The organism is Roseibium sp. M-1, assembly GCF_054515675.1.
Window position 1 is genome coordinate 4,154,148 of sequence record NZ_CM137257.1, and the last position, 19,177, is coordinate 4,173,324.

23 protein-coding genes are annotated in these 19,177 nt (G+C 62.7%); 19 read left to right on the forward strand and 4 right to left on the reverse strand.

Going from position 1 to position 19,177, the window contains the following annotated elements; translation table 11 throughout:
- Positions 1-191 precede the first annotated feature (191 nt).
- The 5 genes from ACX3M4_RS18815 to ACX3M4_RS18835 all read left to right on the forward strand — a co-directional run bounded on the left by ACX3M4_RS18815 (position 192) and on the right by ACX3M4_RS18835 (position 4,042).
- Positions 192-1,403: a ubiquinone biosynthesis hydroxylase gene (locus tag ACX3M4_RS18815; RefSeq protein WP_459359461.1), complete on the forward strand. Its 1,212-nt coding sequence runs from the start codon at positions 192-194 to the stop codon at positions 1,401-1,403.
- A 42-nt stretch (positions 1,404-1,445) separates the two neighbouring features.
- Positions 1,446-2,318 carry an SDR family NAD(P)-dependent oxidoreductase gene (locus tag ACX3M4_RS18820; protein WP_459354518.1) on the forward strand — a complete coding sequence of 291 codons (873 nt, stop codon included), beginning with the start codon at positions 1,446-1,448 and terminating at the stop codon, positions 2,316-2,318.
- A 136-nt stretch (positions 2,319-2,454) separates the two neighbouring features.
- The gene (locus ACX3M4_RS18825) at positions 2,455-2,652 is read left to right on the forward strand and encodes a twin transmembrane helix small protein (protein ID WP_459354519.1); all 198 of its coding nucleotides are present in this window, start codon (positions 2,455-2,457) and stop codon (positions 2,650-2,652) included.
- Positions 2,653-2,704: 52 nt separating this feature from the next.
- The gene (locus tag ACX3M4_RS18830) at positions 2,705-3,304 is read left to right on the forward strand and encodes a cob(I)yrinic acid a,c-diamide adenosyltransferase (RefSeq protein ID WP_459354520.1); all 600 of its coding nucleotides are present in this window, start codon (positions 2,705-2,707) and stop codon (positions 3,302-3,304) included.
- 45 nt (positions 3,305-3,349) lie between these two features.
- Positions 3,350-4,042: a rhomboid family intramembrane serine protease gene (locus ACX3M4_RS18835; protein WP_459354521.1), complete on the forward strand. Its 693-nt coding sequence runs from the start codon at positions 3,350-3,352 to the stop codon at positions 4,040-4,042.
- Positions 4,043-4,051: 9 nt separating this feature from the next.
- Here the strand turns inward: ACX3M4_RS18835 and ACX3M4_RS18840 are convergent, their stop codons facing one another.
- Positions 4,052-4,636: a TetR/AcrR family transcriptional regulator gene (locus ACX3M4_RS18840; protein WP_459354522.1), complete on the reverse strand. Its 585-nt coding sequence runs from the start codon at positions 4,634-4,636 to the stop codon at positions 4,052-4,054.
- Between the two features lie 538 nt (positions 4,637-5,174).
- On the opposite strand from ACX3M4_RS18840, the gene ACX3M4_RS18845 reads away from it, so the two are divergent.
- Positions 5,175-5,750, forward strand: a complete 576-nt coding sequence (locus ACX3M4_RS18845) for a carboxymuconolactone decarboxylase family protein (RefSeq protein ID WP_459354523.1) — start codon at positions 5,175-5,177, stop codon at positions 5,748-5,750.
- Between the two features lie 70 nt (positions 5,751-5,820).
- Positions 5,821-6,663, forward strand: a complete 843-nt coding sequence (locus ACX3M4_RS18850) for an SDR family NAD(P)-dependent oxidoreductase (RefSeq protein ID WP_459354524.1) — start codon at positions 5,821-5,823, stop codon at positions 6,661-6,663.
- A gap of 65 nt (positions 6,664-6,728) precedes the next feature.
- Here the strand turns inward: ACX3M4_RS18850 and ACX3M4_RS18855 are convergent, their stop codons facing one another.
- Positions 6,729-7,118: an RT0821/Lpp0805 family surface protein gene (locus tag ACX3M4_RS18855; protein ID WP_459354525.1), complete on the reverse strand. Its 390-nt coding sequence runs from the start codon at positions 7,116-7,118 to the stop codon at positions 6,729-6,731.
- 36 nt (positions 7,119-7,154) lie between these two features.
- Complete coding sequence (locus ACX3M4_RS18860) at positions 7,155-7,748, reverse strand: hypothetical protein (protein WP_459354526.1); 594 nt, start codon at positions 7,746-7,748, stop codon at positions 7,155-7,157.
- Positions 7,749-8,008: 260 nt separating this feature from the next.
- On the opposite strand from ACX3M4_RS18860, the gene ACX3M4_RS18865 reads away from it, so the two are divergent.
- The 9 genes from ACX3M4_RS18865 to ACX3M4_RS18905 all read left to right on the forward strand — a co-directional run bounded on the left by ACX3M4_RS18865 (position 8,009) and on the right by ACX3M4_RS18905 (position 14,986).
- Positions 8,009-8,521, forward strand: a complete 513-nt coding sequence (locus ACX3M4_RS18865) for an RNA polymerase sigma factor (RefSeq protein ID WP_459354527.1) — start codon at positions 8,009-8,011, stop codon at positions 8,519-8,521.
- Positions 8,521-9,219 (forward strand): hypothetical protein, encoded by a 699-nt coding sequence (locus ACX3M4_RS18870; protein ID WP_459354528.1) that lies wholly within the window; start codon positions 8,521-8,523, stop codon positions 9,217-9,219. The genes ACX3M4_RS18865 and ACX3M4_RS18870 overlap by 1 nt, the downstream gene beginning before the upstream one ends.
- A gap of 329 nt (positions 9,220-9,548) precedes the next feature.
- Complete coding sequence (locus tag ACX3M4_RS18875) at positions 9,549-10,298, forward strand: electron transfer flavoprotein subunit beta/FixA family protein (protein WP_459354529.1); 750 nt, start codon at positions 9,549-9,551, stop codon at positions 10,296-10,298.
- 21 nt (positions 10,299-10,319) lie between these two features.
- Positions 10,320-11,252 carry an electron transfer flavoprotein subunit alpha/FixB family protein gene (locus ACX3M4_RS18880; RefSeq protein ID WP_459354530.1) on the forward strand — a complete coding sequence of 311 codons (933 nt, stop codon included), beginning with the start codon at positions 10,320-10,322 and terminating at the stop codon, positions 11,250-11,252.
- Between the two features lie 137 nt (positions 11,253-11,389).
- Positions 11,390-12,271, forward strand: a complete 882-nt coding sequence (locus ACX3M4_RS18885) for a 3-hydroxybutyryl-CoA dehydrogenase (protein ID WP_459354531.1) — start codon at positions 11,390-11,392, stop codon at positions 12,269-12,271.
- 6 nt (positions 12,272-12,277) lie between these two features.
- Positions 12,278-13,795, forward strand: coding sequence for a class I adenylate-forming enzyme family protein (locus tag ACX3M4_RS18890; protein ID WP_459354532.1), 1,518 nt, complete (start codon positions 12,278-12,280; stop codon positions 13,793-13,795).
- A gap of 51 nt (positions 13,796-13,846) precedes the next feature.
- On the forward strand, positions 13,847-14,050 hold the full coding sequence (locus ACX3M4_RS18895; RefSeq protein WP_459354533.1) for a hypothetical protein: 204 nt from the start codon (positions 13,847-13,849) through the stop codon (positions 14,048-14,050).
- A gap of 301 nt (positions 14,051-14,351) precedes the next feature.
- Positions 14,352-14,636: a hypothetical protein gene (locus ACX3M4_RS18900; protein WP_459354534.1), complete on the forward strand. Its 285-nt coding sequence runs from the start codon at positions 14,352-14,354 to the stop codon at positions 14,634-14,636.
- Between the two features lie 137 nt (positions 14,637-14,773).
- Positions 14,774-14,986 (forward strand): hypothetical protein, encoded by a 213-nt coding sequence (locus tag ACX3M4_RS18905; RefSeq protein WP_459354535.1) that lies wholly within the window; start codon positions 14,774-14,776, stop codon positions 14,984-14,986.
- Positions 14,987-15,253: 267 nt separating this feature from the next.
- Here ACX3M4_RS18905 and tlpA read toward each other — a convergent pair whose 3' ends face one another.
- Positions 15,254-15,928 carry a thiol:disulfide interchange protein TlpA gene (gene tlpA, locus ACX3M4_RS18910; RefSeq protein ID WP_459354536.1) on the reverse strand — a complete coding sequence of 225 codons (675 nt, stop codon included), beginning with the start codon at positions 15,926-15,928 and terminating at the stop codon, positions 15,254-15,256.
- Positions 15,929-15,970: 42 nt separating this feature from the next.
- Between tlpA and argH the strand changes: the two genes are divergently transcribed.
- The 3 genes from argH to lysA all read left to right on the forward strand — a co-directional run bounded on the left by argH (position 15,971) and on the right by lysA (position 19,064).
- The gene (argH, locus tag ACX3M4_RS18915) at positions 15,971-17,356 is read left to right on the forward strand and encodes an argininosuccinate lyase (RefSeq protein WP_459354537.1); all 1,386 of its coding nucleotides are present in this window, start codon (positions 15,971-15,973) and stop codon (positions 17,354-17,356) included.
- A gap of 107 nt (positions 17,357-17,463) precedes the next feature.
- Positions 17,464-17,682, forward strand: a complete 219-nt coding sequence (gene lptM / locus ACX3M4_RS18920) for an LPS translocon maturation chaperone LptM (RefSeq protein WP_459354538.1) — start codon at positions 17,464-17,466, stop codon at positions 17,680-17,682.
- A gap of 107 nt (positions 17,683-17,789) precedes the next feature.
- On the forward strand, positions 17,790-19,064 hold the full coding sequence (lysA, locus tag ACX3M4_RS18925) for a diaminopimelate decarboxylase (RefSeq protein WP_459354539.1): 1,275 nt from the start codon (positions 17,790-17,792) through the stop codon (positions 19,062-19,064).
- Positions 19,065-19,177: the final 113 nt, after the last annotated feature.

Consider the following 19,177-nt stretch of genomic DNA (forward strand, 5'->3'; position numbering starts at 1 on the left):
AGATGGGTGCCGTTTGGGGCGTGCCGGTTGAGGCGTCGTTCCATGGCACTCTTGGACGGCAGGTGACGTTAAAGTCAAGATGTCTTTGGGGCTAGCCCGGGACAGGGGTTGGGCAAGGAGTAAAGACGATGGCGAAGAAAAAGGCCGCCCCGGACAGGAATACAGGCACGAATAAGGGCCTGAATACGGACATGTTCGATGTGGTGATCGCCGGCGGCGGCTATGTGGGCCTTTCGCTGGCCGTCGCGCTGAAACAGGGCGATCCCGGTCTTGCCTGCGCCGTCGTCGATCCGAAGCCCATGGCAGACCTTGCCAGGGACCCGCGCGCCTCGGCGATCGCCGCTGCCGCCTCGCGCATGCTGAGCCAGCTCGGCATCTGGGAGGGCATTGCCGGCGCCGCCCAGCCGATCAACGAGATGATCGTCACCGACAGCAAGCTGCGGGATGCGGTGCGGCCGGTGTTCCTGACCTTTGGCGGCGAAACCACCGAGGGCGAGCCTTTTGCCCACATGATGCCGAACGGCGTGATGATGCCGGCGCTCTATGAGGCCGCCAGGAAGCTGGGCGTCGAGTTCTTCGCCCCCGGCACCGCCGAAACCTTCCGCAGCCATCCCGACCATGTGGACCTGACGCTGGAAGACGGCATGGTTCTGAAAAGCCGCCTGCTGGTCGCCGCCGACGGGGTGCGCTCGCGCTTAAGGGATCTTGCCGGTATCCGCACGGTCAACTGGGACTATGGCCAGTCCGGCATCGTGACGACGGTGAAACATGAGCGGCCGCATAACGGCCGGGCGGAAGAGCATTTCCTGCCCGCCGGGCCCTTCGCTATCCTGCCGCTGCCGGAGAACCGCTCGTCGCTGGTCTGGACGGAAAAGACGCTGGATGCAGAGCGGCTGGTGCGCTCCGACGATTTCACCTTCGAGCTGGAGCTGGAACGCCGCTTCGGCCATCACCTGGGGGCGCTTGAACTGGCAGGCCCGCGCCGGGCCTATCCGCTGGGGCTGAAGCTGGCGCGCGATTTTGTCAAGCCGCGCTTTGCGCTGATCGGCGATGCCGCCCACGGCATCCACCCGATTGCCGGCCAGGGGCTGAACCTCGGCTTCAAGGACGTGGCAGCGCTCGCCGAAGTGCTGATCGATGCCCGCCGTCTCGGCCAGGACGTTGGCGGCTATGACGTGCTGGAGCGCTACCAGCGCTGGCGGCGGTTCGACACGTTCCAGATGGGCGTCGTCACCGACGTACTCAACCGGCTCTTTTCCAACGACAATGACGTCTTGCGGGCGGTGCGCGACTTCGGCCTCGGACTGGTTGATCGCATGCCGGGCCTCAAGACGCATTTCATCAAGGAAGCGGCGGGCTTTGCCGGGCCGGTTCCGAAATTGCTTTCCGGGGAGCCAATCTGATAGGAGTTCGGTCTCAAGTTTTTATGCCGGGCTTCTTTTTGAATGGATGATTACCCCCAGAGCTTTGCCGCGCCACGCTCGATCCTGATCACGGGGTGCTCGTCCGGCATCGGCGCGTCGGCGGCGCATATCCTGCGCGGGCGCAACTGGCGGGTTTTTGCCGCCGCCCGCCAGCAGAAGGACGTCGACCGGCTGACCGGGCTCGGCTTCGAGGCCTTCCTGCTGGATTACGAGGATGCGGCGAGCATCGCGGCGACAGCGGATACCGTGCTGGAGCGGACGGAAGGGCGGCTCGACGCTGTCTTCAACAACGGCGCCTATGCGGTGCCGGGCGCCCTGGAGGACATCCCGACGGCGGCGCTGCGGGCGCTGTTTGAAGCCAATTTCATCGGCTGGCACGATCTTACCCACAGGCTGCTGCCGGGTATGATCGCCAGGCGGTCCGGCCGCATCGTGCAGTGCTCGTCGGTTCTGGGCTTCGTGGCCCTGAAATATCGCGGGGCCTATACGGCCTCAAAATTCGCGCTTGAAGCCTATTCCGACACGCTGCGGCAGGAGCTTTCCGGCACCGGGGTGCAAGTCAGCCTGATCGAGCCGGGGCCGATCGACACCCGCTTCACGGCGAATGCGCTGGCGAATTTCGATCAGTGGATCGGCGATAAAGGTCTGCAGGCCTCTCGCCACCGTAAAACCTACGAAAAGCGCCGGGTGCGCATGGAGCGCGGCGAGCCGGGCCCCTTCAAGCTGCAGCCGGAGGCCGTCGTCAAACGGCTGGTGCATGCGGTGGAGGCGAAGCGGCCGAAAGCGCGCTATCATGTGACGGTGCCGACCACCGTCATGGCCGTGGCGAAACGCCTGCTGCCGACCGGCCTTCTCGACCGGTTCTGCATCCGGGCGGCCGACAGCGAAGAATAACGGGCGGAACTTTCGCCCACCCAGAGCATGTCTCGTTTGTACTGAGTCACTCGACATGCTCTAAGAGTTTGTTTTGACGCGTTTCCGTACGGCGAACCGGTTCCCACTTCGCCTGGAAACGCTCGAGGAAAAGAACATGGCAGACATTATCAACACGCTCGTTCCCATCGGCATGGCCGCCGTCGCCCTTGTCCTTCTGCTCGGCATCTGGAACATGTTCCGCGCCGGGCCGTCCAACCGGTCGCAGATGCTGATGCGCTGGCGCGTCGGCCTGCAGTTTCTGGTTATTGTGCTGGTGATGGGCGGCCTCTACTTTTTCGGGACCGGGCATTAGGCTCCGGTCAAGGACCTGCGATTGATCCGGTAGAGCTAGGGGACGGGGCTGAATGGTTGTTCTGAACAAGATCTATACGAAGACCGGCGACGACGGCACGACGGCCCTCGGCTCCGGCGAACGGCGGCCGAAGAACGATCTCAGGATCGAGGCCTACGGCACGGTTGACGAGACCAATGCGGTGGTCGGCCTCATCAGGCTGCATACTGGCAACGGTGCGGGCAACGGGGCGGGCGAGGGCGCGGCAGAAGTCGACACGGTGCTGGGCCGCATCCAGAACGATCTCTTCGATCTTGGCGCAGATCTGGCAACGCCGGAGACGGACCAGGATCTCGGCTACGAGCCGCTGCGCATTACCGACGGCCAGGTGAAGGCGCTGGAAGAAGCCATCGATGCCCTCAACGGAGATCTGAAGCCGCTGCGCTCCTTCGTCCTGCCGGGCGGTAGCGCGGCCGCGGCCCATCTGCATCTTGCCCGCACGGTCTCGCGCCGGGCCGAGCGGCTGATGGTGGAGCTGTCGGCGCGGGAAAAGATCAACCCGGCAGCCGTGCGCTACATGAACCGGCTTTCCGACTATTTCTTCGTCGCCTCGCGTTATCTCAACGACAAGGGGGCCCAGGACGTTCTCTGGGTTCCGGGTCAAAACCGCTGAGCGCGGCAGGCGGATCATATTGAAGGGGTGGAGGCCGGGTCCTGAATGTTTCTTCCCCTGCATGATCAGAACCGGCTGGTGCGGGTTCCACGGCCCTATGTGAACCTCGCGCTCATCGCCGCCAACGTGCTGATCTTCCTGTTCTACCAGCAGGCGGGCACGGAAAAGGCGGTCGCGGCCTCGTCCTATTCCTTCGGGCTCATTCCGGTGGTGCTGTTCGACATCCGCGATCTGGCGCCGGCCCTGCAGATGCAGCCGGACTGGATGTCGCTGGTGACCTATGCCTTCCTGCATGGCGGCTTCATGCATCTCATCGGCAACATGCTGTTCCTGTGGGTCTTCGGCGACAATGTCGAAGATGCCATGGGGCACCTGCGCTACCTGATCTTCTATCTCCTGTGCGGCATTGCCGGCGGCCTTGCCTATGCCATGGTGGACGTGGATTCCGCCGTGCCGCTGATCGGGGCATCGGGGGCGGTCTCCGGTGTCGTCGCCGCCTATCTGGTGCTGCATCCGCGGGTCAAGATCTGGGTTCTGGCATTGGGCCGCATTCCCTTGCGGCTCTCGGCCATGTGGATCCTCGGCGCCTGGGTGCTCTACCAGGTCTATAACGCGGTCACGGCTCCGGAGAGCGAAGTCGCCTGGATCGCGCATCTCGGCGGCCTTGTCGCAGGCGCGGTCCTGATCGTTTTCCTCCGCCACAGGGACGTGCCGCTGTTCGACCGGGGAACGGAGTAGAGCGGTTACTCAGGCCTGTTCCGGGTTGCCGACGGCGCGGATATAGCGGGTCAGGTCGTCCACCTGGCCTTCGATCACCGCCGGGTCCTCGAATAGGTGGGTCAGGAGCGAGGCGCCCTGCAGGACGGTGAGGACGTGGACCGCATGCTGGCGGGAGACCCCTTCAGAACAGCCAAGCGCCCGGAATTCACCGGTTAGCCAGTCGAGGAGCCCGGCGAAGATGGCGGCGAGCTCAGCTCTCAGAGCCTGGTCCTGCTTGCCAAGCTCGGTTCCAAGCGAGCCGACCGGGCAGCCGAAGCGGCTCAGAGACTCGCTGTTCCCGGCGGTCATCACGACAAAGGCGAGGATCCGTTCACGCGGGTCCGGCAACGCCTCCCAGCTGCTGCGCATCTCCGCATAGCGATCGGCAAGGGAGGCGATCACGCCCCTCGCGACATCCTCGCGCGTCTTGAAATAGTAATAGACGCTGCCGACGGGAATGCCGGCTGCCTCAGCCACATCGGCCAGCGTCGTCCTGGTATATCCCTTTTCGTAGATGGTCCCGGCGGCGGCCTCGGTTATCTCGGCCTTCCGGTTGGAAGCGGGTCTGGGCATGGTCGTCCCCCATCGCGCACCGTCGCCTCGGGTCGGTTCGGCGGTGGCGTGGCCTGTTGCATTTCGGAAAGGCGCCCGGCTCTGCGGTCCGGGCCCCGTCCGAAAGATTTCACGGTCTGAGGTCATTCCGCCTCGCCTTGTCCGGCTGCGGCTGGGTGACCTAGTCAACTAACTACCTATAAATTTCATCGCCGGTTCAAACTGTCAAGATTGCCCAACCTGTCAAGATTGGCCGAATTTCCCCACCGTCCCCTCGGCCGCGACGAGGGTTGACTCTTCCAGGAATTGAATCTAGCTAGTTAACTAACTACAAAATGAACATCGAGCCGGACCGGTTTCGAAACAGCGTGCCCAATCGTTGCGGGCAATCGATGCGGCCAGACTGTCTCGCCAAATGGTCCGATCCAGTGTTCCGGTCCAGTGACCCGGACTAAAGGCCCGGCCCGATGGCCCTGCGGCTCCGGCAGACTGGATCCGCCGAGTGACGTGGCAAACCCGGCCGGCATGGCATTGCCGGCACAAGCTGAAGGAGGACAAGATGACAGACCTGTTCCAGGCTCATGACGAGACAACGGCTCCCAAGGAGGTGCGTGAGGCGATCGCGGCCATGCGCGGCCGTCTCGGTTTCCTGCCGTCGATGATGGCGAAATTCGCCGAAGCCCCTGCCCTTCTGAAAGGCTACCAGGCGGCCGCGGGCGAATTCGAGAAGACCTCGCTCAGCCCGGAGCAAAGGCTCGTCGTGCTGATGACGGCGAGTTTCCTGCATAATTGCGACTTCTGCATGAGCGCCCACAGCTGGGGCGCCCGGCGGCAGGATCTTGCCGCAGGTCTTGTCGACGAGCTGAGGTCCGGCGGGCCAATTTCCGACCCGAAGCTGGAAGCGCTGCGGGTGTTCACGGCCAGGGTGGTGACCAACCGCGGCGCGGTTGGACGGGCGGATACGGAGGTGTTCCTGGCGGCCGGGTTCACGACGCGCCAGGCGCTGGAAGTGGTCCTCGGCGTCGCGCTGAAGGTGATGACCAACTACACCAACGCGCTCGCCGGAACCCCGCCGAACCCGGAATTCGGCGAAGACATCTGGATCCGGCACCAAAAGGCAGCCGCCGCGGAATGACGGCCAGTCGCCGGTACAGACTTTCCCCAAACCCGATCATGCGCCGGTGGTGGCGCCAACGGAGACAGACATGAGCAAGCAGACACGCCAGTTGAAGACCTTCGGACCCTGGGCCCTGGTGACCGGCGCTTCATCGGGGATCGGCGCCGAATTCGCGCGGCAATTGGCCGAGAAGGGTCTCAACATCGTCCTCGTCGCGCGGCGCAGGCAGCTGCTCGACGGGCTTTGCCAGGATCTTGAACGCGACCACGGCATCAGGACCCGAAGCGTTGCCCTGGACCTTTCCGAATCCGGATCCGTTGCGGAGTTGGCAAATGCGGTTGCCGATCTCGATATCGGTGCCGTGATCTCGAATGCCGGCACGGGCTTTCCGGCAAGGTTCCTGGAGCTTGAGCCGGACCGGTTGCACTATCATCTGCAGCTGAACGCCCGGTCCCATCTCGACATCGCCCACCACTTTGGCCGCAGGCTGGCGGAGCGGGGCCGCGGTGGCCTCCTCTTCGGCGGTGCCATGGGGGCGGAGCATGGCATTCCGTTCATGGCCAACGATGCCGGCGCGAAAGCCTATGTGCAGAGCCTTGCCCGGTCGCTGCATCTGGAACTCAAGCCTGCCGGTATCCACGTGACGGTGATGATCGTGCCGCCGACGGATACGGCCATCATCGACAAGTTCGGCCTCGACCGGGACAAGATGCCGATGAAGCCGATGCCAGTCGGGCAATGTGTTTCGGAAAGCCTCGCCGCCTTTGAAAAGAACAGGTCCGTGTGCCTGCCCGGGGCGAAAAACCGGATCATGCGGTCCCTCGTGCCATCAGCGCTGGCCCGGGTGATGATGGGCAAGATGATCGAAAAGACGCTGTTGCTGAACAAGGCGGCGCCTGAACCGTCAGGCAAGCCAGTGTCACAGGCGTAGGGAGCGTGACCGAATGAATGGGAGACGCTTGCCCGAACCTGCGCAAGCGTCTCTCACGGGCGTTTTCAGATGATCTTCCAGACGGCGTTAGACATCCGGCAGGCGGAGCCCTCGCGGTTTACGGATTGACCCGATGCCAGGCGGTATCTCTCCGTATAGGAGCGGCAAAACGCACCGTCGTCGTTCTTCCAGGTTTTCAGGGGTGTTGCCGAGCCGCTTGCGCCGCTGGCCGGGTTTTCCCAGCGCTGGGGTTTGCCAGAAAGCGAATTTTCCAGTGCGGCCTGAAGGTTCTTGCCTGCCATGGCCTGGTCGGACGATTGCAGCCCGGTTTCGGTCGTTTGGGTTAACTTGGGGCTCTGGGGTGTGGCTCCCGGGCTGTCTTGAGAAACCAGGGAACAGCCGGATATGGCAAACGCGCCACACACCACAAACACGATCCCGGCCGGGATCTGCAATTCAAAAACTCTCAAGCCCGATCCCGCCTCTTGGATCTACTGCCAGCCGTTCTGGATCGCCTCCCGCTCTTCCCTTTCGGACAGCGCGTTTCCGGACGGCTCACTGTCGCCGCTGAACTGACGTTCGCCAAAAATCTTGCCTAGGAAACCGCCAGAAGCGGGCTTTTCTGTGGCAGCGCTTGCGGTAGTCGCGGCCGCCGGCTGTTCAGCAACTTCGGAGGGCGCAGACGCCTTGGAGGCGGAACTTGGAGCCGAACCCGAACGATTGCCGGAGGGGGCGGACGAGGAGTTTTTGCTTCCGCCCTGGCTGCTTTTGCTTTCGCTTCCGGACGGGCTGCCGCCACTGGAGGCACCGCCGCCACCGCTGTTGCTGGCGCCGCCGCCACCCCGGTCATTTCCGCCCCGGTCGTTACCACCTCTATCGCGACCTCCACGGTCAGAGTTGTCGCGGCCACCCCGGTCATTGCCCGCACGGCCGCCCCGGTCTCCGCGGCCACCATTGTCGCGGCCGCCGTGGTCGCGGGATTGTGCGGCCGCGCCGATGGTGTCTTTCGTGTCAATCAAGGGGCTAAAGAAGACAAGAGAGAACACCAGCGCCGCGGCCGCAATGCCCGACAGAAACCGGGTCATCGCAGAGAGGCGTCCTTGCAATGTGTTCTGGCGGGCGTGAGTCATTGGTTGCGGTTTCAAGTCGTATTCTTCAGTGGTTGCGGCCGGTGGGTGCGAGTGTGAGAGCGGTATCCGGACCCTTGCCTGCACAACACCTGGGCATTCTTTCTTCTTCCCCAAATTAGTCTAAAAATATTCGGATCAAAAGTGCTGCCCAGGTGTTGTGCCGCTGAGAGCGGTGTGCGGAGAACTCCTTGCCTGAAGATTCGTTAAAGACGGAGATGATCCGTCTGCTCCCAAAGCTGAGGAGTTTTGCGTTAAGGCTGTGCCGGAACCCGGATCAGGCAGACGATCTGGTGCAGATGACCTGCGAACGTGCGATCCGCTCCCTCGATCAGTTCGATCCGGCAACCCGGCTCGACAGCTGGATGTTCCGCATCCTGCAAAATCTTTATTTCAACTCGGTCCGGGACAGTGCCAACCGGGCGAGGCTCCTCGATCTGGCCATGCTGGATTTCGAAGACAGCTACGACGGCGCGAAGGCTGCGGTGAACAGCCTGGAACTGCAGAAGGTTCAGGCCTTCATCGACGAACTTGAGGAGGACAACAGGGAGGTCCTCCTGAAGATCGCCATCGAAGGCCGAAGCTACAAGGATGTGGCGGAGGAACTCGGCGTGCCGATCGGAACGGTGACCAGCCGTCTCGCCCGCGCCAGGCTGAAACTGCGAGAATGGCTGGACGAGACCGGCGCTCCCCAGGGGGTCCGGTTGCGCAGCATGCCAGGGGGTATGTGATGACATTCGACGAAAAGCGCGAGCAGGTCCTGCTCGCAAAGGATATCGGCAAGATCCTAGACGGCGAAGGGTCCGAACAGGAACGTACGGCCCTGCGCCGCCGTGTCGAGCGGAGCACCGACGGCGCAGCCATGCTGGATGCCATGTCGCAGGACCAGATTCTCCTGCAGAAATCGGTCGCCTCGCCCGTGCCGGACGCCAGCATGGATCGTTTCCAGGCGATGATCGACAGGGAATTCGCCAAGCGGCAGACGCCGCCGCATCGCCCTGTGCTCAGCGGCTGGACCGGACATCTCGTTCAGATGGCCGCAGCGCTGGTGATGATCGCAGGCACATTTGCCTTTACGACCTACTGGATGCAGTCGCGGATGGACGATGCCGTTTCGTCGCTGGCCGCCCATATGGAAACCGAGCGGGCACTGCTGGCGCAGTCCGTCCAGAACGCGCTTGAGACCAAGGTCAGCGGCGAGCCGGTCTTTGTCGGCCAGGAAGGCAACTGGAGCGAGGTCCTGACCCCGATCAAGACCTATCGCAGCAAGAGCGGTCACTGGTGCCGGCAGTATCTGCGTCAGACAACCTTCGGCGGACTTGATCTGTCGATCCGCGGAACGGCCTGCCGCGACGAGATCGGCACCTGGGTGACCGTCTTTGCCGAGCCGGTCTCCGACAAATTCTCGCCGCAGACACCCGGGATCTGATTTTCCGGCAAGACGCATGTCAGGCTGCGCGTGCCCGGACAAGGCGCGCGCAGTTTTGGTTCAGGGCGCGAAAACCGGGTTTGACGGGGTGTTTTCGCCGCATTGCTGCGTCGCCGAACTGTTCACATTGCGACGCCCGTTTTTCCAGTCCCGGCAAATTGCACCCTTAGACCTTTTACCGCAATTGACAGCTGCCGCGCCGGTCAGTACCGTCCCCCGCCATGCGCCACGATTGGCTCAATTCCGCCGTTTGTGACTTTAGGTCATGCTGGCGGCGAGCCGGAGAATGCGGTGCGGTGAAAGCCGGCCCAGCAAGAGGTTGAGACCAAATGAAGATCCTCGTACCCGTCAAGCGGGTCATCGACTACAACGTGAAGGTCCGTGTGAAGGCGGACGGTTCTGGCGTCGATCTTGCCAACGTCAAGATGTCCATGAACCCGTTTGACGAAATCTCCGTCGAAGAAGCCCTGCGGCTGAAGGAAGCCGGCAAGGCAACGGAAGTGATTGTCGTCTCCGTCGGCCCGCAGCAGGCGACTGAAACCCTGCGCACGGGCCTGGCCATGGGCGCCGACCGTGGCATCCTGGTCAAGACCGACGACACCACCGAGCCGCTGGCGGTTGCCAAGATCCTCAAGGCCATCGTGGACGAAGAACAGCCGGGCCTTGTGATCCTCGGCAAGCAGGCGATCGACGACGACTGCAACCAGACCGGCCAGATGTTGGCGGCCCTCCTCGGCTGGAGCCAGGGCACCTTTGCCTCCAAGGTCGATCTCGGCGACGGCACTGCCAACGTCACCCGTGAAGTCGACGGCGGCTTGCAGACCATCAAGGTCAAGTTGCCGGCAATCGTCACCACCGACCTGCGCCTCAACGAGCCGCGTTACGCGACGCTGCCGAACATCATGAAGGCAAAGAAAAAGCCGATCGACGAAAAGACCCCGGCCGATTTCGGTGTCGACACCACCCCGCGCCTGACCGTCGTCTCCACCGCCGAGCCGGCAGCACGCCAGGCCGGCGTCAAGGTCGGTTCGGTTGCCGAGCTGGTCGACAAACTCAAGAACGAAGCCGGTGTCCTTTAAGGACGGCGCAGGAGGAAAACAATGACAACACTTCTTGTAGCTGATCATGCCGGTGGCGCTCTCAGCGATGCCACGGCGAAAGCCCTGAGCGCAGCCGTCGCCCTGGGCGGCGATGTCCATGTCCTGGTCGCCGGCAAGGGCGTCCAGAGCGTTGCGGACGCCGCCTCCAAGCTCTCCGGCGTTGCCAAGGTGCTGGTCGCCGAAAGCGACGCGCTGGAACACCAGCTGGCCGAACCGACCGCAGACCTGATCGTCGGCCTTGCAGGCTCTTACGATGCGATCGTGGCGGCTGCCACCGCCAACGGCAAGAACACCCTGCCGCGTGTTGCAGCCCTGCTCGACGTGATGCAGATCTCCGACGTGACCGCCGTCATCGACGCCGACACCTTCGAGCGCCCGATCTATGCCGGCAATGCGATCCAGACCGTGAAGTCGACCGACCCAAAAAAGGTCATCACGGTACGGACATCGACATTCCAGGCTGCGGAAGCAGGTGGTTCGGCCGCGATCGAAACCGTTGCCGGTACGGACGGTGCGGGTCTTTCCGAATTCGTCGGCGAGGAGCTTTCCAAGTCCGACCGTCCGGAGCTGACGTCTGCCAAGATCATCATCTCCGGCGGCCGTGCGCTTGGCTCTTCTGAAAAGTTCCAGGAAGTCATCATGCCGGTGGCTGATGCGCTTGGTGCTGCCGTCGGTGCATCGCGCGCCGCGGTCGATGCGGGCTATGCCCCGAACGACTGGCAGGTCGGCCAGACCGGCAAGGTCGTCGCCCCGGACCTCTACATTGCCTGCGGCATCTCCGGTGCCATCCAGCACCTCGCCGGCATGAAGGATTCCAAGGTGATCGTCGCGATCAACAAGGACGAGGAAGCACCGATCTTCCAGGTCGCGGATTACGGTCTCGTCGCAGATCTCTTCGAAGCGCTGCCGGAATTGAAGGCTGCCGTCGAGTAAGACCTGCGGCAAATTGATCACGGACCCCGGGGCGAATGACAGTTTTCGCTCCGGGGTTCTTGCTGTTCGGCGCAAGACTTGCCAAAAATACCCGCAACCCGCCTTGCCGGGACATTTTGTGAGATCGGATTTTCAGGATGGCAGTCGAAATCAAGAAAGTCGGCGTGATTGGCGCCGGTCAGATGGGCAGCGGCATTGCGCATGTGTGCGCGCTTGCCGGCTTCGAGGTGGGTCTGAGCGACCTGTCGATGGAGCGGATCGAGTCGGGCCTCGCCTCGATCAACGGCAATCTGGCCCGCCAGGTCTCCAAGTCCATGATCACCGAGGAAGAACGCGACGCGGCACTCGACCGGATCAAGGTGGCGGAAGATCTCGATCTTCTGCGCGATGCCGACCTGGTGATCGAATCGGCGGTGGAGAACGAGCAGGTCAAGCGAAAGATCTTCTCCCAGCTCTGCCCGATCCTGAAGCCGGAAGCGATCCTCGCCACCAACACCTCCTCGATCTCGATCACGCGCCTTGCCGCCACAACCGACCGCCCCGAACGTTTCATCGGCATTCACTTCATGAATCCGGTGCCGATCATGGAGCTGGTGGAACTGGTGCGCGGCATCGCCACGGAAGACGAGACCTTCGAAGCTTCCAAGGGCTTCTGCGTCCGTCTCGGCAAGCAGATTGCCGTTGCCGAGGATTTCCCGGCCTTCATGGTCAACCGCATCCTGCTGCCGATGATCAACGAAGCCATCTACACGCTCTATGAAGGCGTCGGCTCGGTGGAATCCATCGACAAGGCCATGCGTCTTGGTGCCAACCATCCGATGGGCCCGCTGCAGCTGGCAGACTTCATCGGCCTCGACACGTGCCTGTCCATCATGCAGGTGCTTTATGAAGGCCTGGCGGACACCAAGTACCGTCCGTGCCCGCTTCTGGTGAAATATGTCGAAGCAGGCTGGCTCGGCCGCAAGACCCAGCGCGGTTTCTACGACTATCGCGGCGAACATCCGGTTCCGACCCGCTAAATCGCAATGAACCTTGCCCGCTACTGCCTCACCAGCGCCGCTCCGGACCCGGAGAAGACGGCGCTGGAAGTGGTGGGCGCGGGTGGACAGCTCGTGGAGACCTGGAGCTACGGTGCGCTGACCGAAGCTGTCCTGTCGGTGGCGAGCGGCCTGCGCGGTCTTGATCTCGCGGCCGGAGACCGGGTGCTCCTCAGGATCGGCCATTCCAGCGATTTTCCGCTGCTGTTCTTTGGTGCGATTGCGGGCGGTTTCGTGCCCGTGCCAACCTCCTCCCAGCTCACCTCCTCGGAAGCGTCGGCAATTCTGGCCGATAGCGGTGCGCGGCTTGTGCTGCACGACGGCACCACCTCTCTGCCAGCGAAGGCTGACGCATTGATGCTCGGGCCCGACGGGATCGAGCAGCTGAAGCAGGGAATACCCGGTGGCTTTGCGCAGACCGGCGCAGACGATCCCGCCTTCCTTATCTATACGTCCGGCACCAGCGGCACGCCGAAGGGCGTCCTGCATGCGCAGCGGGCGGCACAAGCCCGCCGGCCGATGGATCGGGGCTGGTACGGCCTCGGGGCATCGGACCGGCTGCTGCATGCCGGTGCCTTCAACTGGACCTATACGCTCGGTGCCGGGTTGATGGATCCCTGGGCGAACGGCGCGACCAGTGTCGTCTATGACGGCCCTCGCGAGCCCGACCTCTGGCCCGGGATCATGAAGGCAACCCGGGCAACGCTCTTTGCCGCCGTGCCGAGTCTCTACAGGCGCATCCTGAAATACGGCGAGGTTTCGCCGGCATCTTTCGCGGATTTGCGCCACGGGCTGACAGCCGGCGAAGCACTGGCACCCGGTCTTTACCGGGACTGGAAAAGCCGCACCGGACGGGAGCTTTACGAGGCGCTCGGCATGAGCGAGATCTCGACCTATCTTTCCAGCAGTCCACTGGTTCCGGTCCGTCCGGGCTCACCGGGCAAACCGCAACCGGAGCGCAAGGTCGCGATCCTGAGCGAAAGTGAACCGGGCGCGGGTGAAAAAGATGTGGCCTTTGCAAGGCCTGGTGAAGCGGGCCTTCTGGCGGTTCACAAGGACGAGCCGGGACTGATGCTCGGTTACTGGAACCGGCCGGAGGAAACCCGGGCGGCCTTTCGCGGCGACTGGTTCCTGACAGGCGACAGGGCGCGAGCGGATGCCGACGGCTATTACTGGTACGAAGGCAGGGCCGACGACCTGATGAACGCGTTCGGCTACCGGGTAGCGCCGGAGGAAGTGGAGCGGGTCCTATCCGCAGCTCCGCAGGTGCAGGAGGCCGCGGTGACGGCAGTGACCGCACACAACGGCGTCAGCCTGATCACTGCCTTTGTCGTTCCTGTGGACGCCGCCCATTTCGACCTCGACGGCCTGGCCGCGCACGCGGCAGCGCATCTGGCCGAATACAAGCGGCCGAAGGTCTATCACATGCTTGAGCACCTGCCGCGCACACCTTCAGGCAAGGTGCGCCGGTCGGCACTGCGCGATCTGCCGCAAGCACATCGTTAACGGCCGATTAAGGGGAGGGGGCTAGGGTGGCTGCAACCTCAGGAGTTATTGATGGACAGCGTCGGCATTGCCAACACCTTTGTGGCTCAGACCCAGGCTCAGACAGCCCAGGCGCTTCAGTCTGAGATAATGAAGATGGCTGCCCAGCAGGACGCCAACCTTGTCGCGCTTCTGCAAGAGGGTGCCGCGAACCTTGAGGCTACCCAGGCCGCTCCCCCACCGGGCCTCGGCGGCCGGGTGGATGTCACCGCCTGACGGTATTGCCGCTCCACTTTCCTTAACATTTGGACATTTGCGGCGTTTCGGTCTCTCTATTCGTGGGCCGAAAGCAAGGCGGCGCACGCTCTGCCGGCTTCGCCGTATTCGGGATCGGACTTCCAAAAAACGATTTTCTTCAAACAGATCCGTTGAGATCATTAAAGATTTAATCAAAAGCTCCTGATTCAGTAAGTACTCTGATCATCCTGCCCAAAGGTAAGTTCTACAATTTACCTTTTGCTTCAGCTATTTGTCTCATGATCGAAAAGCAAAATCGTATCCAAGGATTGGAGCGAAAATGCCTGAAGCAATTGGATATGGACCGTCTCTGGCGTTTCAGCCCGACGTGAGCAACTCGCGTGTACAAAAGGTTGCCGAGATGACCGAGGCCTTCAAGGCCAAGCGGTCGGAAGCGGCTGCCGAGATCGTGCAGCGCCAGGCCAGTTTCAGCACGAACCGGGCAGAAGCCCTGAGCCGGCAGGCTGAACAACTGGAAGACAAGGCTCAGACAAGCAACCCGGGAAATGGCCCAGGTAACGGCCCAGGTAACGGATTGGGCACACAGGTCAATATCCTGGCCTGAACCAAAGGCGACCCGCGTCTAGCGACGGGTCGGAAACCAACGATCCGACGCGGAACGGAACGACCGGCGTTCGATGAACGCTGACGTTTTTCCGGCCGCAGGATCGCCCCATCGACACGCCAAAGGAGTACCCGATTATGGCGAGTGTTTCCGACAGCACCTCCTCTTCGGCCGCATACAACACTGCAAATGTCCGTAACCAGCTGGCCGCCAATGCGGTGAAAGACCAGAACGATCAGGAGCGCCAGGTCGCCGCACGGCTGGAAGAGGCCAAGGAGACCCAGGAAGAGGATCGCCGCGAATCCCGCAAGATCCCCGGCCTCGGCAACGCCGTCGATATCACGGTCTAAGGGCCGCAGGCCAAAAACGATGAAAATTTGAAGTCTCCGGACGCAACGCGGCTGGGCGTCAAGCTCCCGGCTTTTGTTATGCGTGCGACAAACTCCACCAGCGTCATCCCGGACGCAGCGAAGCGGAGATCCGGGACCGGGGAGCCAAAGGACCGTCGAATTAACTCAAGCAACAGCAAAAACTTGTGCCTCCCCGGTCCCGGCTCGCGCTGCGCTTGGCCGGGATGACGCTGGAGGGTCCGGTTTGTTAGTGGCTTGGGCCGGGTGTCAGGCGCCCGGCTTTTGTTTTGCCGAATTCAGCGCACTCTCCACAAGCGCCTTGGCTTCGCCGGAATGCCATTCGGCCGGGCCGTACATCGTGCCGATCTCGCAGCTTTCCGGGCCGATCAGGATCGTGGTCGGCAGTCCGGTTGCTCGCGCCACCTTGCGCAATTCCTTCAGGATGCCGTTGGAACTGTCCTGGTAAAGCGTCAGGTTGCCGACGCCGATTTCCTCCAGAAAAGCCGCCGGCTTCTCCGATCCGCCCCGGTCGAGATTGACCGCAACCACCTCGAAATCTTCATTGCCGAGATCGGCCTGGAGTGCATCCAGGGCCGGCATTTCCTTGCGGCAGGGCGCGCACCATGTCGCCCAGAGATTGAGCAGTACCGTCCGGTCCTTGAAATCGGCGAGTGAGACATCCTTGCCGTCCGGGTCCTTGAAGGTCAGCGCCGCGAGGTCGAGCGGTGCCTGCGCCGGCAGAAAAGCCGCCACCTCACCGGTGGCAAAGGGCTTCGCGGCGGCGGCGCTTGCAAGCGACGCCGTACAGCTTTGGCCCTTGCCTATATTGCCATTCGGTCCGCCGATCACGTATAGAGCCGCTACGGCGGCCACTGCACCTGCGAGCCCTGCGGCATAGACGCCGCGGCGTGAGGTTCTTGCGGGTTCGGTTGGCTGTGTCATTCGTTCACCCCCCCGAACGGGGGACCTTCTAAGGGACAGGACATGAGCAATCGCATGTGGGGAGGCCGGTTCGCTGAAGGACCGGACGCCATCATGGAGGAGATCAACGCCTCCATCGACTTCGACCGGAAGCTATATAAGCAGGACATCGACGGCTCGAAAGCCCATGTGCGCATGCTCGCCGAAAAAGACATTGTGACGCGGGACGATGCCGACAAGATCGTTCAAGGTCTAGACACAATCCTGTCAGAGATCGAAGCCGGCACCTTCACGTTCACCCGGGCGCTTGAAGACATTCACATGAATATCGAGGCGCGGCTTGCCGAGCTGATCGGTCCGGCGGCCGGACGGCTTCACACCGCACGCTCGCGCAACGACCAGGTTGCGACCGATTTCCGACTCTGGGTGCGCGATACACTCGACACGCTGGACATCCAGCTCGGTGAGCTGATGCAGGCGCTGTCCGAAAAGGCGGAGACCCACGCCTCCGACGTCATGCCGGGTTTCACCCATTTGCAGTCGGCCCAGCCGGTCACCTTCGGCCATCATCTGCTGGCCTATGTGGAAATGTTCGGCCGCGACCGGGGCCGGGTGCGCGATGCGCGCAAGCGCATGAACGAATGCCCGCTCGGCGCGGCAGCCCTTGCCGGCACGTCTTTCCCGATCGACCGCCACATGACGGCCAAGGCCCTCGGCTTCGACCGCCCGTCGGCGAACTCGCTCGATGCCGTCTCCGACCGCGACTTCGTCATCGAGGCACTGGCGGCAGCGTCGCTGACCGCCACGCACCTGTCGCGCCTGGCGGAAGAAATCGTCATCTGGTGTTCGGCCCAGTTCGGCTTCATCAAGCTGTCGGACAAATTCTCGACCGGCTCGTCCATCATGCCGCAGAAGAAGAACCCGGATGCGGCCGAACTGGTGCGCGCCAAGACAGGCCGCATCTACGGCTCGCTACAGGCGCTGCTGGTGATGATGAAGGGTCTGCCGCTGGCTTATTCCAAGGACATGCAGGAAGACAAGGAGCAGGCGTTTGACGGCCTTGCCAGCGTCTCCCTGGCGCTTGCCGCCATGACCGGCATGGTGCGGGACCTGGAGCCGGTGGTCAAAACCATGAAGAAGGCGGCAGGCTCCGGCTATTCCACCGCAACGGACCTTGCCGACTGGCTGGTGCGCGTGCTTGGTCTGCCCTTCCGCGATGCCCACCACGTCACCGGCCGGATTGTCGGCCTTGCCGTGGAAAAGGGAGTCGAACTGCACAAGGTCTCGTTGGAAGAGATGCAGGCGGTCGAGCCGAAGATCACCGGAGAAATCTTCCAGGTGCTTTCCGTCGACAAGTCCGTGCGCAGCCGCACCAGCTACGGTGGCACCTCTCCGGTCAATGTGCGCAAGCAGGCGCGCCGCTGGCTGAAAGAGCTCGGCAAGAGCTGAAGCTCTTGCCGAAAGCGCCGTGTCATGCGAGGAGAAGACCACGCATGACTTCAGGAATTTGGCCCTGCGTCCATCCGGACGCAGGCCAGCCGAACCAAAAGGGCAGTATGGCGATGACAACCCGGCTCAAAACCCTGGCTTTGCTCGGCCTCTGTCTGAGCCTGACCCTGGCCGGGTGCGGCCGCAAGGGCAGTCTGGACGTCCCGGGCGCGCCGGCGGCAGCCGAGACCGGAAGCGCCGTCGATCCGGCCCTCGCCGCAGTTCCGGAACAGCCGGAAACGCCGGAAAACGACAAACCGTTCTTCCTGGACTTCCTGATCAATTGAGTTTTCGCGCAGCCGCGCTGCGCAATCGAACATCCTGGATATCGACCGGCCAGCCGACTTCCGTTCGCGGGGTAAACAGGACCGGTCCAGCCGCATGAGGGCGTGCCTTGCATCACTTTGATTACCGGAACGGCGAGCTTCATGCCGAGGACGTGGCGATCGCGGACATCGCGCGCGCGGTCGGAACGCCGTTCTACTGCTATTCCACCGCCACGCTGACCCGCCACTATCAGGTGTTCTCGTCCGCCTTTGGCGATATCCCGTCTCTCGTCTGTTACGCCATGAAGGCGAATTCCAACCAGGCCGTCCTGAAGACGCTGGCTCAGCTCGGCGCCGGCATGGATGTGGTCTCCGAAGGCGAATTGCGCCGCGCCCGGGCCGCCGGGGTGCCCGCCTCCAAGATCGTCTTTTCCGGTGTCGGCAAGACCGAAGCCGAACAGGCCTATGCGCTGGAAGAGGATATCCTCTGCTTCAACGTGGAATCCGAGCCGGAGCTGCGCCAGCTCTCGAAAGTGGCAAGCGCCATGGGCAAGACCGCAAGGGTCTCCATGCGCATCAATCCGGATGTCGATGCCAAGACCCACGCCAAGATCGCGACGGGCAAGGCGGAGAACAAGTTCGGCATTCCCTGGCAGCGGGCCCGGGAAGTCTATGCGGAAGCGGCTTCGCTGCCGGGCATCAAGGTGACCGGCATCGACATGCATATCGGCTCGCAGATCACCGAACTGGAACCCTTCGATAATGCCTTCGCACGCCTTGGTGACCTGATCTCGGATCTCAGATCGCAGGGCCACAGCATCGACCACGTCGATCTCGGCGGCGGGCTCGGCATTCCCTATGTCACCGACAACAACCCGCCCCCGCATCCGGACGCCTATGCCCAGGTGGTCAAGAAGCATGTGCGCGAGCTGGGCTGCATGGTGATGTTCGAGCCGGGCCGCATGATCGCCGGCAATGCCGGCATCCTGGTGACCGAGGTCGTCTATGTGAAGGAAGGCGCCGACAAGACCTTTGTCATCGTCGACGCAGCGATGAACGACCTTATCCGGCCCACACTCTACGAGGCCTATCACGAGGTGCGTCCTGTCAGCGAACCGTCGACGGAAGCCGAGCGAATCAAGGCCGATATCGTCGGTCCGGTCTGCGAAACCGGTGACTTTCTCGCCCAGAACCGGGATATGCCCAGGGTAAACGCCGGCGAGATGCTGGCTGTCTATTCCGCCGGAGCCTATGGCGCGGTGCAGTCCTGCACCTACAATTCGCGTCTGCTGGTGCCGGAAGTGCTGGTAAATGCTGATCAATTCGCCGTTGTCCGGCCGCGAACCAGCTATGAGGAGCTGATCGGACTGGACCGGATTCCGGACTGGCTCAAGGGTTCGTGACCAAATCGGCCGACAATTAGTTGAACCGACAGGTTGCCGGACGGCCCGTTCTGCCTCACCTTAGTCTCAGGTGGGCAGGTCCAGCGGGCTGCGATCCGGCATGGCCGGCAGCC

What these genes read in the sequence shown, in the direction of transcription:
- ACX3M4_RS18900 (WP_459354534.1), top strand. Translation starts at nt 14,352, where the DNA reads ATGCCTGAAGCAATTGGATATGGACCGTCTCTGGCGTTTCAGCCCGAC.
- ACX3M4_RS18860 (WP_459354526.1), bottom strand. Translation starts at nt 7,748, where the DNA reads ATGACCCGGTTTCTGTCGGGCATTGCGGCCGCGGCGCTGGTGTTCTCT.
- lptM (WP_459354538.1), top strand. Translation starts at nt 17,464, where the DNA reads ATGGCGATGACAACCCGGCTCAAAACCCTGGCTTTGCTCGGCCTCTGT.
- ACX3M4_RS18905 (WP_459354535.1), top strand. Translation starts at nt 14,774, where the DNA reads ATGGCGAGTGTTTCCGACAGCACCTCCTCTTCGGCCGCATACAACACT.
- ACX3M4_RS18870 (WP_459354528.1), top strand. Translation starts at nt 8,521, where the DNA reads ATGACATTCGACGAAAAGCGCGAGCAGGTCCTGCTCGCAAAGGATATC.
- ACX3M4_RS18835 (WP_459354521.1), top strand. Translation starts at nt 3,350, where the DNA reads ATGTTTCTTCCCCTGCATGATCAGAACCGGCTGGTGCGGGTTCCACGG.
- ACX3M4_RS18845 (WP_459354523.1), top strand. Translation starts at nt 5,175, where the DNA reads ATGACAGACCTGTTCCAGGCTCATGACGAGACAACGGCTCCCAAGGAG.
- ACX3M4_RS18830 (WP_459354520.1), top strand. Translation starts at nt 2,705, where the DNA reads ATGGTTGTTCTGAACAAGATCTATACGAAGACCGGCGACGACGGCACG.
- ACX3M4_RS18820 (WP_459354518.1), top strand. Translation starts at nt 1,446, where the DNA reads ATGGATGATTACCCCCAGAGCTTTGCCGCGCCACGCTCGATCCTGATC.
- argH (WP_459354537.1), top strand. Translation starts at nt 15,971, where the DNA reads ATGAGCAATCGCATGTGGGGAGGCCGGTTCGCTGAAGGACCGGACGCC.
- ACX3M4_RS18890 (WP_459354532.1), top strand. Translation starts at nt 12,278, where the DNA reads ATGAACCTTGCCCGCTACTGCCTCACCAGCGCCGCTCCGGACCCGGAG.
- ACX3M4_RS18875 (WP_459354529.1), top strand. Translation starts at nt 9,549, where the DNA reads ATGAAGATCCTCGTACCCGTCAAGCGGGTCATCGACTACAACGTGAAG.
- ACX3M4_RS18885 (WP_459354531.1), top strand. Translation starts at nt 11,390, where the DNA reads ATGGCAGTCGAAATCAAGAAAGTCGGCGTGATTGGCGCCGGTCAGATG.
- ACX3M4_RS18880 (WP_459354530.1), top strand. Translation starts at nt 10,320, where the DNA reads ATGACAACACTTCTTGTAGCTGATCATGCCGGTGGCGCTCTCAGCGAT.
- ACX3M4_RS18865 (WP_459354527.1), top strand. Translation starts at nt 8,009, where the DNA reads ATGATCCGTCTGCTCCCAAAGCTGAGGAGTTTTGCGTTAAGGCTGTGC.
- ACX3M4_RS18840 (WP_459354522.1), bottom strand. Translation starts at nt 4,636, where the DNA reads ATGCCCAGACCCGCTTCCAACCGGAAGGCCGAGATAACCGAGGCCGCC.
- ACX3M4_RS18815 (WP_459359461.1), top strand. Translation starts at nt 192, where the DNA reads ATGTTCGATGTGGTGATCGCCGGCGGCGGCTATGTGGGCCTTTCGCTG.
- tlpA (WP_459354536.1), bottom strand. Translation starts at nt 15,928, where the DNA reads ATGACACAGCCAACCGAACCCGCAAGAACCTCACGCCGCGGCGTCTAT.
- ACX3M4_RS18825 (WP_459354519.1), top strand. Translation starts at nt 2,455, where the DNA reads ATGGCAGACATTATCAACACGCTCGTTCCCATCGGCATGGCCGCCGTC.
- ACX3M4_RS18895 (WP_459354533.1), top strand. Translation starts at nt 13,847, where the DNA reads ATGGACAGCGTCGGCATTGCCAACACCTTTGTGGCTCAGACCCAGGCT.
- ACX3M4_RS18850 (WP_459354524.1), top strand. Translation starts at nt 5,821, where the DNA reads ATGAGCAAGCAGACACGCCAGTTGAAGACCTTCGGACCCTGGGCCCTG.